The sequence below is a fragment of the Streptomyces sp. CRN 30 genome (assembly GCF_034105845.1).
The window spans coordinates 24,947-38,932 of sequence record NZ_JAVRHI010000508.1; the positions used below are offsets into that span (position 1 = coordinate 24,947).

Annotated in this window: 9 protein-coding genes and 2 tRNA genes; 9 read left to right on the top strand and 2 right to left on the bottom strand. The window is 72.8% G+C overall.

The annotated features are described in order from the left end of the window. The first annotated feature begins 12 nt into the window (after positions 1-12). The 4 genes from UW392_RS58815 (at position 13) to UW392_RS58830 (ending at position 1,730) form a co-directional block, all read left to right on the top strand. On the top strand, positions 13-672 hold the full coding sequence (locus tag UW392_RS58815) for a histidine phosphatase family protein (RefSeq protein WP_320783739.1): 660 nt from the start codon (positions 13-15) through the stop codon (positions 670-672). A 119-nt stretch (positions 673-791) separates the two neighbouring features. Next, positions 792-864, top strand: a tRNA-Ala gene (locus UW392_RS58820). Positions 865-1,298: 434 nt separating this feature from the next. After that, a complete protein-coding gene (locus UW392_RS58825; protein WP_189217019.1) occupies positions 1,299-1,532 on the top strand; it encodes a hypothetical protein in 234 nt (77 codons plus the stop codon). Between the two features lie 125 nt (positions 1,533-1,657). Then, positions 1,658-1,730, top strand: a tRNA-Ala gene (locus tag UW392_RS58830). A gap of 76 nt (positions 1,731-1,806) precedes the next feature. Here the strand turns inward: UW392_RS58830 and UW392_RS58835 are convergent. Together UW392_RS58835 and UW392_RS58840 are read right to left on the bottom strand one after the other, a co-directional pair. Further along, on the bottom strand, positions 1,807-3,426 hold the full coding sequence (locus tag UW392_RS58835; RefSeq protein WP_320783716.1) for an NADH-ubiquinone oxidoreductase-F iron-sulfur binding region domain-containing protein: 1,620 nt from the start codon (positions 3,424-3,426) through the stop codon (positions 1,807-1,809). Next, positions 3,423-4,784: a cytochrome b/b6 domain-containing protein gene (locus UW392_RS58840; protein ID WP_320783717.1), complete on the bottom strand. Its 1,362-nt coding sequence runs from the start codon at positions 4,782-4,784 to the stop codon at positions 3,423-3,425. The genes UW392_RS58835 and UW392_RS58840 overlap by 4 nt, the downstream gene beginning before the upstream one ends. A gap of 448 nt (positions 4,785-5,232) precedes the next feature. Here UW392_RS58840 and leuS point away from each other — a divergent pair, with 448 nt between their 5' ends. From leuS to UW392_RS58865, 5 genes are all read left to right on the top strand, one after another. Continuing rightward, entirely contained in the window at positions 5,233-8,109 is a 2,877-nt protein-coding gene (gene leuS, locus UW392_RS58845; RefSeq protein ID WP_320783718.1) for a leucine--tRNA ligase, read from the top strand. A gap of 184 nt (positions 8,110-8,293) precedes the next feature. Next, positions 8,294-9,118 carry a hypothetical protein gene (locus UW392_RS58850; RefSeq protein WP_320783719.1) on the top strand — a complete coding sequence of 275 codons (825 nt, stop codon included), beginning with the start codon at positions 8,294-8,296 and terminating at the stop codon, positions 9,116-9,118. Between the two features lie 72 nt (positions 9,119-9,190). Beyond that, positions 9,191-10,036, top strand: coding sequence for a DegV family protein (locus tag UW392_RS58855; RefSeq protein WP_320783720.1), 846 nt, complete (start codon positions 9,191-9,193; stop codon positions 10,034-10,036). Between the two features lie 175 nt (positions 10,037-10,211). Continuing rightward, the gene (locus tag UW392_RS58860) at positions 10,212-11,237 is read left to right on the top strand and encodes a ComEA family DNA-binding protein (RefSeq protein ID WP_320783721.1); all 1,026 of its coding nucleotides are present in this window, start codon (positions 10,212-10,214) and stop codon (positions 11,235-11,237) included. Between the two features lie 110 nt (positions 11,238-11,347). Beyond that, positions 11,348-13,978 carry a ComEC/Rec2 family competence protein gene (locus UW392_RS58865; RefSeq protein WP_320783740.1) on the top strand — a complete coding sequence of 877 codons (2,631 nt, stop codon included), beginning with the start codon at positions 11,348-11,350 and terminating at the stop codon, positions 13,976-13,978. Positions 13,979-13,986 lie beyond the last annotated feature (8 nt).

Consider the following 13,986-nt stretch of genomic DNA (forward strand, 5'->3'; position numbering starts at 1 on the left):
GCGATACCGGGCATAGACGCGGCCGACCGCGCCGCGGGACGCAGCCGGCGCGTCATCCTCTGGCGGCACGGCCAGACCTCGTGGAACGTGGACCGCCGCTTCCAGGGCACCACGGACGTCGAGCTCACCGGGACCGGCGTCGCCCAGGCCCGCCGCGCCGCCCGGCTGCTCGCCTCCCTGGAGCCCCACGCGATCGTCGCCTCGGACCTGAGCCGCGCCGCCGCCACGGCCGCCGAACTCGCCGCGCTCACCGGCCTGGAGGTGACGTACGACGAGGGCCTGCGGGAGACCTACGCGGGCGTCTGGCAGGGGCTGACGCACGAGGAGATCATCGAGCGGTACGGCGACGAGTACGCCGCCTGGAAGCGCGGTGAGCCGGTCCGCCGCGGCGGGGGCGAACTGGAGACCGAGGTCGCCGACCGCGCCGCCCCCGTGGTGCTGCGGCACGCCGACAAGCTGCCCGAGGGCGGCACCCTGGTGGTGGTCAGCCACGGCGGCACCATCCGCACCACCATCGGACGCCTCCTGGGGCTTGAGCCCCAACACTGGGAGAGCTTCGGCGGCCTCTCCAACTGCTGCTGGTCGGTCCTCGGCGAAGGTGCCCGAGGCTGGCGCCTGCTGGAGCACAACGCCGGCACCCTGCCGGAGCCGGTGCTCGGCGACGACGTCTGACGCCTCCCGGGCGCCCGGGAGCACCGGATTTCACTTTCCGGCTGGTCGCAGGCTAAAGTTCTTCTTGTTCGCCCCGCCGAGCGGGAAGCGAGACACCATGCGGCTCCGCCGCGTGGCAAGGGGCTATAGCTCAGTTGGTAGAGCGCCTGCATGGCATGCAGGAGGTCAGGAGTTCAATTCTCCTTAGCTCCACAGATCGGTACAGAAGATCCCGTTCCCCTCGAGGGGAACGGGATCTTCTGCTTGTCCGGGTCTCAGGTTGAGTCGCCGGGGCACCTGGCTCGTATACGTGTGCGGATGACCTTCTCGCGTGCGTGTGTGCGCTGGTCGGGACGGTCCGGCCGGACGTCGTGTCCGGACTGGTACGAAGGCGTCGCTGACCGTATTGGTCCGGCCGTGGCAGAATCAAACGGCCGGAAGGGGGAGCGGCCCGACGGGAGGGAGAAGCGATGCCCGCGAGCGTCCGCGGGGAGGTCGAGCACCTCCTCGAACGGGTGGTGTCACCGAGGACGGCCACTCTCCTCGACTGCCCCTCCTGCGGCTCGCTCCACGTCGCCCAAGTCCTCGGAGACAACGGGGGAATCTCTTACGTGTGCACGACCTGCGGCCACAGCTGGAGCTGATCGATGGGTGCGCACAGGAGGAAATGCGACTGGTGCGGCAGCGGTACGCCGATCGTCCGCGACATGGAGCCCGTCCACCACGACTACCAGTACTGGTGCGAGGAATGCGCACGGGCGCTGATCATAAAAGGCGATCCCATCGAGACGTACCGGGAGCTGGAGGGCGAGCCGATCTACGGCCGGCTCCTCGAGGAGCACTGCACGCTCAAACGGTTCTATTCGTTCGTGACGGCTTGACCCGGTGGTCACGCCGACGTGACGGAGAACGGGCGAACCGGACGGAGCGGAAACGATTTGGTGGTGCACCCCGGTGACCGTGTAATGTTGGCGTCGCCGCCGGGGAGACCCGGAGGACGCAGCAAGGGGCTATAGCTCAGTTGGTAGAGCGCCTGCATGGCATGCAGGAGGTCAGGAGTTCAATTCTCCTTAGCTCCACAGACGAGATCCCGTCCGATCGAACCGATCGGACGGGATCTCCGCGTGTACGGGGTGCGCGTGTGCGTGGGCGCGCTCAGCGGCCGCTGCCGAGCGCCCGCCGGCCGCGGCCCTGCGAGAGGACCGGCAGGTTGTTGCGGGCCGGCGCGATGGAGCGGGTGTCCTCCTCGATGCGCAGGGCGAGCGCCGGGCAGCGGCGCACCGCCCGCAGCGCCTTCGCCTCCGCGTAGCGCGGCACCGGCGCCTGGGCGACCGTCGGGAAGCCGTCCGCGCCCAGCTCGAAGACCTCCGGGAGGAGGTCCGCGCACAGGCCGTGGCCGCGGCACAGGGTCCAGTCGACGTAGATCTTCTGACGACTCGGGCCGGTCTCCTCCTGGGCGCTGCCGCCCGGGATGCCCGTCGGTGCCCTGCCGCCCTCGAACAGGGGCAGCACGCCCTCCACGGGCCGTCCGCAGCCGTTGCCGAGGACGTGGGCGGCCAGGTCGTCCGTGAACGCCTTGATCGTCGACTCGAGGAACATCGCCGAGCCGTCCGGGTGCGAGCAGGCCCCGCGCCGCTTCACGTTCTTGGCGACCTGCTTGAGCGCCTCCAGGGCCGCCGGGCCGCCGCCGTTCATGATGTCCTCCATGCCGCGCGCGGCGGCCGGCAGGCCCAGGTAGCAGGGACCGCACTGGCCCGCGCTCTCCTCCGCCAGCCACTTGGCCACCTGGAGCGACTCGCCCAGCGGGCAGGTGTCCTGACTGATCGGCAGGATCGCGCCCGCGCCGAGCGCACCGCCCACCGCGTCCAGCGAGTTGCGCGAGACGATCGCCTCGTCGACGGTCGCCGCGTCGATCCACTTGCCGTGGTAGCCGCCGGTCAGCACGCCCTGCGGCACCGGCGGCGCACCGGCCAGCTGGAGCACGTAGCGCAGCGGAACGCCGGTGGGGGCCTCGATGACCATGGGACGGGTGACGGCTCCGGAGACCGTGAGCATCACGGTGCCCGGCTCGTCGTACAGACCGGTGTTGCCGTAGCGTTCGGCGCCGATGCGGGCGGCGATGGCCAGTTGGGCGAAGGTCTCGGCGTTCGACAGCAGGGTGGGCGCGCCCCCCACGCCGTTCTGGGAGGCGCTGACCTTGCGGCCCGGGGGGATCGCCGGGCCGCCGTCGATGGAGCGGATCAGTGAGGCGGCCGCCCCGGTGACCATCCGCACCGGGTTGCGCTGCACGCGTGCGCGGATCGCCGCGCCCCGCCGGTTGCCGAGGCCGCGCTCGGCGAGGGCGGCCTCCATCGAGCGCTGGGTGGACTCACGGGTCACGCCGACGACCAGCTGGCGGGCGCCCAGGGCCTCCGCGACCAGCAGGGCGCCGTCCAGGATCAGGTGCGGGGCACGGTTGATCAGCACCGTGTCCTTGCGGCAGGCCGGCTCGTCCTCGCTGCCGTTGACGACGACCACGGGCCGGATGCCGCGCTTGATCGCCGACTCGGCGACCGACCGCAGTTTCTTGTGGAAGGGGAAGCCCGCGCCGCCCCTTCCCTTGAGGTTGATCCGCTCGGCCAGCTGGGCGAGTTGCTCGCCGCCCACCGGCTCGAGCGGACCGTGCACCTTCAGGTGCATGGGGAGATCCAGCCTCTCGACGAGGTCGAAGCCCGAGGTGAGCTGGGGGAGACCCACCACACGGACTTCGGGGACGTCGGGAAGGGCCTCGTTCACTTAGGGCCTCCGGAAGGCATGTTCCAGGGTTCGCCGGAGCTCGGCGCGTCGAACGCACCAGGCAGCGTTTCAGTGGCGGGACCGCTGTCGTACGTGTCGTTCGTGTTGTACGTGCCGAAGGGGGCGTTCTGTTCAACCGTCGCGTAAGAAGTTTCGGGAGATCCCTGGAAGGGGGCCGTCCGGTACGGGGCGGTCTGGTACGAGGAGCCGCCGCCGAAGGTGTCCTGCATCGGGTCGTACGCCGAAGGGGGCGCCTCGCCGACCGGGGGCGGCGACGGAGCGGGCCAGCGGTCGCCCGCGAAGCTGTCGTCGAGGCGGGGCACGGCCTGGGTGGGCTGCATGTCGGCCGGCGGCTGTACGGGCCGGTCCGGGACGGACGGCAACGGGTCCCCCGCGCGCGGGGATGCCGACACGGCGCGGTAGGCGGCGGCGAAGCCGGGGCCGGAGCCGGGCGCGTCGGCCCGCGCGGCGGACTCGTACAGGCCCGAGGACGAAGTGCGCTGCGGGGGTATGGCCGAGCCTCCCGGGAACGAGCCGCCCCGCGCGCCGTAACCGGGCAGCGGCGAGTCACCGCCCCGCGCGCGGGTGCCCGCTCCCGACAGGGTGTCCGCGGTGGCGGCGCCGGCCACCCGGGCCCGGCTCGCGTCCAGCTCCTCGCGGCCCGGCCGGGACTCGGTGCCGAGCACCGCCATGACCCGGTCGGCCACCCTGCGCTTGAACGGGCGCGGGGCCGAGCGCAGGACGAGGGCGCCCGCGACGCCGACCAGGCAGAGGCAGTACAGCGTCACGAAGATCGGCTTGGCCTCTCGACCCGCGTAGAGTCCGTGGACCAGCGCGAAGCACCAGGCCGGATAGGCCAGCATGTGGAACGCCCGCCAGCGCGCCGCGACCGGCGCCGGGGTGGCGAAGGCACTGCGGAGCGCGCCGGTGACGGCGGTCGTGACCATCAGGAGGGCGGCCAGCGAGCCGAAGCCGATGAGCAGGCCGCTGCCCGTCACGCCGAGGCTGAAGGGGACCAGCGCGGTGAGCAGCGTGGCGCGGTCGGTCGCCAGCTTGACCGTCACGTGCAGCAGCAGGAAGGCGACCGAGGAGATGGCGGTCGTGCGGTGGACGGCCTGCGCGATGATGCGCTGGCGCGCGTTCAGGAACACCCGGTCGGTGGCGACCAGGCCCCAGATGACCGAGCAGGAGAGGGCGACCAGCGAGAGCACGCCGGCGCCGAAGTTCAGGAATTCCCGGAGTCCGTCACCTCCGAGCAGCACGGTCAGGGGAATCAGCAGCAGAGCGGCAGCCGTCGCCGCCCCGTAGACCGACCGGCCGGGCTGGGGGAGCGAGCTGTTACTGCGACGAGGGTTCATGGGGGCAACTCCGAACAGTTCGGTAAAGCGGTCCCGCCGTCGCACTCTAAGTCGTACCTAACCGAGCGGTAGGTGGTTTCAGTTATTGCGTTGTTATCAAGTGGTGATGTGGCACCTGTGATGCCCCGGAGTGACCGTTACGCGGAGTGATGTTTCAGTCCCGGTCGGAATTTTTGGCCGGTTCTCGCGGGTGACGGAATCGGGTGGGCGTCCCGGGAAGCCCGTCGCAACCCCCGTGGCGGCTGCGGTACCCTGGCGCCATGCGTGCCGTACGCCTTCTGCTTAGCGGGCCGCGCTGATCAGTCCCGGCCACGGGAGAAGCGAGTGGCCGGCATCGGCGCGGCGTCCCCTCCTGTGCGAGGGGATTTTTCATTTCTCGGGTGACACACCGGAGTGACCCCGAGTGACGCAGCCGCCGGCAGAGACGATCGATGGAGCTTTGAGGATCATGAGCGAGACGAACCCCGCTGCCACCGCTGAGGTGGCCGCGCCGCACCGCTACACGGCCGCCCTGGCCGCGGAGATCGAGGCACGCTGGCAGGACTTCTGGGACGCCGACGGCACGTACGAGGCGCCCAACCCCACCGGTGACCTGGCGGGTGACCCGGAGCTGGCCGCCCGGCCCAAGAAGTACGTCATGGACATGTTCCCGTACCCCTCCGGTGCGGGTCTGCACGTCGGGCACCCCCTGGGCTACATCGCCACCGACGTCTTCGCCCGGTTCCAGCGCATGACCGGCCACAACGTCCTGCACACCCTGGGCTTCGACGCCTTCGGCCTGCCCGCCGAGCAGTACGCGGTGCAGACCGGCACGCACCCGCGCGTGTCCACCGAGGCGAACATGGAGAACATGCGCAGCCAGCTGCGCCGGCTGGGCCTGGGCCACGACAGGCGCCGGTCGTTCGCCACGATCGACCCGGAGTACTACAAGTGGACGCAGTGGATCTTCCTGCAGATCTTCGATTCCTGGTACGACGACGAGGCGCGCCGGGCCCGGCCGATCGCCGAGCTGGTCGCCCAGTTCGAGAGCGGTGAGCGCGCGGTCCCCGGCGGTCGCTCCTGGGACGCGCTGACCGCCGTCGAGCGCGCCGACGTCCTGGGCGAGTACCGCCTGGCGTACGCCTCCGACGCGCCCGTGAACTGGTGCCCCGGCCTGGGCACCGTCCTGGCCAACGAGGAGGTCACCGCGGACGGCCGTTCCGAGCGCGGCAACTTCCCGGTCTTCAAGGCCAAGCTGCGCCAGTGGAACATGCGCATCACCGCCTACGCCGACCGGCTGCTGGAGGACTTGGACGAGCTGGACTGGCCCGAGGCCATCAAGCTGCAGCAGCGCAACTGGATCGGCCGCTCCGAGGGCGCCCGCGTCGACTTCCCCGTCGACGGCGAGGCGATCACGGTCTTCACCACGCGCCAGGACACCCTGTTCGGTGCCACCTACATGGTGCTGGCCCCCGAGCACCCGCTGGTCGAGAAGTTCACCCCGGCCGCCTGGCCGGAGGGCACCCGCGAGGCGTGGACCGGCGGGCACGCGACCCCGGCCGAGGCCGTCGCCGCGTACCGCGCGCAGGCCGCGTCCAAGTCGGACGTCGAGCGGCAGGCCGAGGCCAAGGACAAGACCGGTGTCTTCACGGGCACGTACGCGACCAACCCGGTCAACGGCGAACAGGTCCCGGTCTTCATCGCCGACTACGTGCTGATGGGCTACGGCACCGGCGCGATCATGGCCGTCCCGGCGCACGACACCCGCGACTTCGCCTTCGCGCGCGCCTTCGAGCTGCCGATGCGCTGCGTCGTCGAGCCGAGCGACGACCGCGGCACCGACCCGTCCACCTGGGACGACGCCTTCGCCTCGTACGACGCGAAGATCGTCAACTCCACCGGTGAGCACGTCTCCCTGGACGGCCTGGGCGTCGTCGACGCCAAGGCGCGCATCACCGAGTGGCTGGAGCGCGAGGGCATCGGCGAGGGCACCGTCAACTTCCGGCTGCGCGACTGGCTGTTCAGCCGCCAGCGCTACTGGGGCGAGCCCTTCCCGATCGTCTACGACGAGGACGGCACCGCCCACCCGCTGCCCGCGTCGATGCTGCCGCTGGAGCTGCCCGAGGTCGAGGACTACTCGCCGCGCACCTTCGACCCCGACGACGCCGACACCGAGCCCGAGACGCCGCTGTCCCGCAACGAGGACTGGGTGAACGTCACGCTGGACCTGGGCGACGGGCGCGGTCCGCGCAAGTACCGCCGCGAGACCAACACCATGCCCAACTGGGCCGGTTCCTGCTGGTACGAACTGCGCTACCTGGACCCGCACAACAGCGAGAAGCTGGTCGACCCGGAGATCGAGCAGTACTGGATGGGCCCCCGCGAGGGCCAGCCGCACGGCGGTGTCGACCTGTACGTCGGCGGCGCCGAACACGCCGTGCTGCACCTGCTGTACGCGCGCTTCTGGTCCAAGGTCCTGTTCGACCTGGGGCACATCTCGTCCTCCGAGCCGTTCCACAAGCTGTACAACCAGGGCATGATCCAGGCGTACGTCTACCGCGACAGCCGGGGCATCGCCGTCCCCGCCGCCGAGGTGGAGGAGCGCGACGGCGCGTACTACTACCAGGGCGAGAAGGTCTCCCGCCTGCTGGGCAAGATGGGCAAGTCCCTGAAGAACGCCGTCACCCCGGACGAGATCGCCGCCGAGTACGGGGCCGACACGCTGCGCCTGTACGAGATGGCGATGGGCCCCCTGGACGTGTCGCGGCCGTGGGACACGCGCGCGGTGGTGGGCCAGTTCCGGCTGCTGCAGCGGCTGTGGCGCAACGTCGTCGACGAGGCGACCGGCGAGGTCACCGTGGTCGACGCGGAGGCGGACGAGGACACGCTGCGCGCCCTGCACAAGGCGATCGACGGGGTGCGCCAGGACCTGGAGGGCATGCGCTTCAACACCGCCATCGCCAAGGTCACCGAGCTGAACAACCACCTGACCAAGGTGGGCCGCCCGGTCGCCCGGCCGGTCGCCGAGGCCCTGGTGCTGATGGTCGCGCCGCTGGCCCCGCACGTCGCCGAGGAACTGTGGCGGCGGCTGGGGCACACCGACTCCGTCGTCCACCAGGACTTCCCCGTGGCGGACCCCGCCTACGTCGTGGACGAGACCGTGACGTGCGTGGTGCAGGTCAAGGGCAAGGTCAAGGCCCGCCTGGAGGTCTCCCCGGCCATCTCCGACGAGGAGCTGGAGAAGGTGGCGCTGGCCGACGAGAAGGTCGTCGCCGCGCTGGGCGGGGCCGGGATCCGCAAGGTGATCGTGCGGGCGCCGAAGCTGGTGAACATCGTGCCGGCGTAGGTCTTGGCGGGTCCCTCCCGCCGGTCCCCCGAGGGACCCCTAGGGGTTTTCGTGCGGGCAGGTCCGGGTTCCTGACGGAACTCCGGACCTGCCCGTTGCGTTTACCGTGGAAGAGCGGCGCCGCGGGAGCCGCCGGGTGCGTCTTGCGTCAAGCGTCGCGCGTAGGGGTCGGAGGAGGAGCGTCGTGGAGACCGTCATCGCCATCATGGCCCTGATCTTCGTGCTGTTCCTGGCGTTGGGCGTGTACGCCACGGTGAAGGTGGTCGGAGCCGCCAAGCGGGGAGTCGACCGCACCATCTCGCAGGCCCGCCGGACGGTCGAGGACACCACGCTGCGGGCCAAGAGCTTCGCCCAGCCCGGGCCCGTGGGGGAGCTCGCCCAGCTCCGGCTGGGGCTGCGCACCTCGATGCGGGCCACGCAGGACGCGCTGGACGCGGGCGTCGCCGAGGACGAGTCCCTGAAGGAGACGCTGGGCCTGTTCCACCGGCTCAGTGCGCACGGCCACGAACTCGACGCCGAACTGCGGCGCATGGAGTCCGAGCCGGATCGCGCCAAGCTCGCCGAGCGGCTGCCCGTCCTGCGCGAACGCACCGAGCGGATCACGAAGTCGGCGGACGCCCTGCGCTGGGCGGCCCACGACCGGGCCCACCGCTTCGCGGACGACGACCTGGGCGCGCTCAGCGCGCAGATCGACGTCGAGGCGGGGGCGCTGCGGCACTGGACGACCGGTCCGGCCGCCACCGCCTCCCCGGCGGACGTCGCGGGGGCCGCCCCGGCCGACCCGCCGCCCTGGCCCGCGGCCCCCGCACCGGAGGCCGCGGCCTCCGGCGGGCAGACCTGGCCGGAGCCCCCGCACGCCCGTGCCGGCGAGGAGCCGACTCGGCCCGCGATCGCGTCTCCGGACCCCCGCGTCGTCTACCCCTGGGAGGCGGACCCGGCCCGGAAGCACGAGCACGAGCACGAGCACGACGCGATGCGGAAGAAGCCCCGTCCCGGGAGCGCGACTTGATAACGACCGTCCGATCGCAGGTGGGAGGGCCCGGGCTGCCCTCCCCGCGTCCCGACAGGTAACCTCCAGCTCATGTCCCGCCATGTCGCGATCGTCACCGATTCAACGGCCTATCTGCCGCAGCGGGCGATGGAGCGTCACGGCATCACCGCGGTGCCGCTGACCGTGGTCCTCGGCGACCGGGCGCTGGAGGAGGGCAGCGAGATCTCAGCACGCTCGCTGGCCCAGGCCCTGCAGAAACGGCAGCCCGTCACCACCTCCCGCCCCAGCCCCGAGCAGTTCGCGCGGACCTACCATGAGGTGGCCGAGTCGGGCGTCGAGGGCATCGTCTCCCTGCACCTCTCCGCGGAGTTCTCCGGCACGTACGACGCCGCCGTGCTCGCGGCGCGCGAGGCGCCCGTGCCCGTGCGGGTGGTCGACACCGGGATGGTCGCCATGGCCCTCGGCTTCTGCGCGCTGGCCGCGGCCCGGACCGCGGAGGGCGGAGGCACGGCCGACGAGGCGGTCACCGCGGCGGAGAAGAGGGCGGCGGGCACCTCGGCCCACTTCTACGTCGACACCCTCGACTACCTCCGCCGGGGCGGCCGGATCGGTGCCGCACAGGCCCTGCTCGGTTCCGCGCTCGCCGTCAAGCCGCTGCTGCAGCTCGACGACGGCCGTATCGAGCTGCTGGAGAAGGTGCGCACGGCGTCCAGGGCGATCGCCCGGCTGGAGGAGATCGTCGCCGAACGGGCCGGCGGCGCTCCGGTGGACATCGCCGTCCACCACCTGGCCGCGCCCGAGCGCGCCCAGGCGCTCGCGGACCGCCTGCGGGAGCGGGTGCCCGGACTGGCCGATCTGCATGTGAGCGAGGTCGGGGCGGTGATCGGGGCGCATACGGGGCCGGGGCTGCTGGGAGCTGTCGTCTCGCCCCACTGAAGCACCGGGGGACCGTGTTGCTCCGTTTGGCGGGGTGACGGCGGGACGGGGTGACGGGGTGACGGGGTGGCGGGAGGTGCTCGTGTGAGTGAGGGAGTTCTCCACAAACGGGTGGTCGTCCACGGTGATTGAGCAAGATCCTCGCGAGGGTGTGGGCATACCCGATCCTCCTCGCATGGCACTTCGCTCGCATCCACGCACCGCGTCCGTCACGAGTGGCCCAGGACGTGCTCCCGTCTCCGACAGCCGCGTACGCCACCGACGCATCCACGCCCCGGCCCCCTCCCACCCGCGCGGACGCGGACGCGCGGCGCGCCGGCAGGCCTCGGCGGAGTCGCTCCGCAGGCGTGCGGAGATCCTCCTCGCCGAACGGATCAAGGAGCGCGCGGAGCCGGGGACCGGACCACCGGGACGGGAGCCCGAGCCGTCAAGCGGCACCGGACCGCCGTGGACGGCGGACGACTCGGTGCCTGGCACACGCCCCACCTGGCGGGAGCGGACCGCACCCGCGCTGCGGGAGCGGATGCCGCTGTGGCTGCAGGCGCGCTACGGCGTCGAGCGGAAGAGCGTCGTCGCGCTCGGCGTGCTGCTGATCGTCTCGGTGATCCTCGCCGGACAGCACTTCTGGGCGGGCAGGACCCAGCCCGTGAGCGCCCCCGCGGTGGTGAGTCCGGCACCGCACGGTGTGCGGGAGGCACCGGTCGGGACGGAGGCGGCTCTCGGCGCCACTGCCGGAACTCCGGCACCCGTAGCGGGCCCGGCGATCGTGGTGGACGTCAGCGGCAAGGTGCGCAGTCCCGGCATCCAGCGGCTGCCCGCGGGCTCCCGGGTCGCCGACGCGCTGCGGGCGGCCGGCGGGGTACGTCCGGGCGTGAGCGTCGACGGACTCAACCGGGCCCGGCTGCTCGCGGACGGGGAGCAGGTGGTCGTCGGCGTCCCCGTGCCCGCGGCGGGCCCCGTGCCGGGTGCGGCCGGACCCGCGAACACCGCTGCCGGTGCCGCTCCGACGGCCCCGGTCTCCCTCAACACGGCCACCGCCGACCAGCTCGACACCCTGCCCGGCGTCGGTCCCGTGCTGGCCCAGCACATCATCGACTACCGCACCCAGCACGGCGGTTTCCGCTCGCTCGACGAACTCCGCGAGGTCAACGGCATCGGCGACCGCCGCTTCGCCGATCTACGCGACCTCGTACGGCCATGAACGGGACGAGGGGGGTGAACGGGGCGAACGAGCCCAACGAGCGGACCAGGGCGAACGGGGCGAGCGGTGCGGGAGCCGGCGCCCTCACGCCCACCGTCCACCGCGCTCCGGTGCACGCCGCTGCCAGAAGCCGGCTCGGCGCCGCGCATCCCCGGCAGGAAGGGCCGGCCGACCTGCGCCTGCTGCCACCCGCGCTGACCGCCTGGGGAACGGCGGCCGTACTCCTCGACGCCCCGCCCGGGTGGGCCGTGGGGATCGTGACGGTCTGCCTCGTCGCCGGGTGTGCCTTGTTGAGTTCTCGATGGGGCCGGTCGAGCCGGTCGAGCCGGTCGAGCCGGTTGGGTCGGTCAAGCCGGTTGGGTCGGTCAAGCCGGTCAGCTCGGGTGAGCGGGGCGGGTCGGACGGGTCGGGCGGGTCGGATGAGGCAGGGGAGCCGGTTGAGGGCGACCGTCGCCGCCGTTCTGCTCTGTGCCGCCGCGGCAGCCGCCTCCGCCGGTCTGCACGGGGCCGATCTGCGGCGCGGCCCGGTTCCGGACCTGGCCCGCCAGTACGCGCGGGTGACGGCCGACGTGCAGCTCACCGCTGATCCGCGGCTCACCCGCCCCCGGGCCGGCGGGGACGGCGCGGCCCCCGCTGCCGTCCTGGCCGAAGCGGAGGTCCGGCGCCTGGAGGAACGGGACGGCACCGTCATCGCCACCCGTACGCCCGTCCTGGTCATCCTCGACGTGAGCCCGCGCCGCCGCGCGGCCTGGCTCGCTCTCCTGCCCTCCACCCGCGTCCGCGTCTTCGCGCGGGTCGTGCCGGCCTCGGGCGGTGGCGAGCGGATCGCGGCGGTGCTCCGGGTGCGCGGCGCGGGACCGCCGGACGTGGTGGGCGGGCCGTCCCGGACACAGCGGTTCGCGGGCCGGCTGCGCGGTGGGCTGCGGGAGGCGACGGACGGGCTGGACGCCGACGCGCGGGCCCTGCTGCCGGGCTTCGTCGTGGGGGACACCTCACGGGTGCCCGCCGAGTTGGACGAGGCGTTCAGGGCGACCGACCTCACGCACCTGCTCGCCGTCAGCGGCGCCAACTTCACCATCCTGCTCGCCCTGTTCATCGGACCGCCCGGCCTCGCCCAGCGGGCGGAGCGGAGCGGACTCGCGCCCCGCCTCGGCATCCCCCTGCGGGCGACCGCGCTGGCCGGGGGCGCGCTGACCCTCGGCTTCGTGATCGTGTGCCGGCCCGACCCGAGCGTGCTGCGGGCCGCGGCGTGCGGGTCGATCGCGCTGCTGGCCCTCGCGACCGGACGCCGCAGATCCCTCATCCCCGCGCTGGCCACGGCGGTCCTGCTGCTCGTGCTGTACGACCCGTGGCTGGCCCGCAGTTACGGCTTCCTGCTCTCGGTCCTCGCGACCGGCGCCCTGCTCACCCTCGCCCCGCGGTGGAGCGCCGTGCTCCGCGGGCGCCGGGTGCCGCCGCGCCTGGCCGAGGCGCTGGCCGCCGCCGGTGCCGCTCAGGCGGTGTGCGCGCCGGTCGTCGCGGTGCTGTCGGCCCGGGTGAGCCTGGTGGCGGTGCCGTGCAACCTGCTGGCGGAGTTCGCGGTGGCGCCCGCCACGGTGCTGGGGTTCGCCGCGCTGGTGGCCGCGCCGTTGGGGATGCCGGTCGCCGAGGCCTTCGCCTGGTGCGCGAGTTGGCCCGCGGGCTGGATCGCCGGTGTGGCGCGGACGGGGGCGGCGCTGCCCGGTGCCGGAGTGGACTGGCCGGGGAGCTGGACGGGCGCGCTGCTCCTCGCGCTGGCGACGGCGGTCACGGTTGCCGTCGGGCGGCGGGTGCTGCGCCACCCCTGGGTGTGCGGGGCGTGCCTGACGGCGTTCCTGCTGGTCGTGGTGCAGCCGCCGTCCCTGACCAGAGTGGTCACCGGGTGGCCGCCGCCGGGCTGGCGGTTCGCGATGTGCGATGTCGGTCAGGGCGACGCGACCGTGCTCGCGGCGGGCGAGGGGACGGGGGTGGTCGTGGACGCCGGCCCCGACCCGGTGCTCGTCGACCGCTGCCTGACCGCCCTCGGCATCACGCGGATCCCCCTGGTCTTGCTGACCCACTTCCACGCCGACCACGTGGCGGGACTGCCGGGCGTGCTGCGGGGGCGCGCGGTGGGCGCGATCGAGACCACCACCTTCGAGGAACCGGTGGACCAGGTCGGCTTTGTCCGGAGGGAGGCGGCGGCCCGGCGCGTTCCCGTGTCCAGGGCGGTGGCGGGGGAGGAACGGCGTACGGGCGACCTGGCCTGGCGGGTCCTCTGGCCACCACCACCGCCACCACCGGAGAGCGCGCCCGCGCCGTACACGCCAGGGGCGCCCCTGCCCCGGACAACGGGTACGCCCGCGCCGGAGGGGCCGAACGACGCCAGCGTGGCCATGCTCGTACGGTCGGCCGGAGTGACGCTGCTGATGCTCGGCGACCTGGAGCCACCGGCACAGCGGGCGCTGCTGAGATCACCGGCCGGCGCCGGGCTGGCGGCGGTGGACGTCCTCAAGGTCGCCCACCACGGTTCCGCCTACCAGGACCGGGACCTCATACGTGTCGTGTCCCCGCGGCTGGCGCTCGTTCCGGTGGGAGCGGAGAACACCTACGGACATCCGGCACCGAGCACCCTGATGGCGCTGCGGGCCGCCGGAGCGACGGTGCTCCGCACGGACGTGGACGGGGCGATCGCTGTGAGCGGTGCGGGGGAGGAACTGAGGGCGGAGGTGAGGGGTACCTGAGCCGGGAC

What these genes read in the sequence shown, in the direction of transcription:
- UW392_RS58855 (WP_320783720.1), top strand. Translation starts at nt 9,191, where the DNA reads ATGTCCCGCCATGTCGCGATCGTCACCGATTCAACGGCCTATCTGCCG.
- UW392_RS58825 (WP_189217019.1), top strand. Translation starts at nt 1,299, where the DNA reads ATGGGTGCGCACAGGAGGAAATGCGACTGGTGCGGCAGCGGTACGCCG.
- leuS (WP_320783718.1), top strand. Translation starts at nt 5,233, where the DNA reads ATGAGCGAGACGAACCCCGCTGCCACCGCTGAGGTGGCCGCGCCGCAC.
- UW392_RS58840 (WP_320783717.1), bottom strand. Translation starts at nt 4,784, where the DNA reads ATGAACCCTCGTCGCAGTAACAGCTCGCTCCCCCAGCCCGGCCGGTCG.
- UW392_RS58860 (WP_320783721.1), top strand. Translation starts at nt 10,212, where the DNA reads ATGGCACTTCGCTCGCATCCACGCACCGCGTCCGTCACGAGTGGCCCA.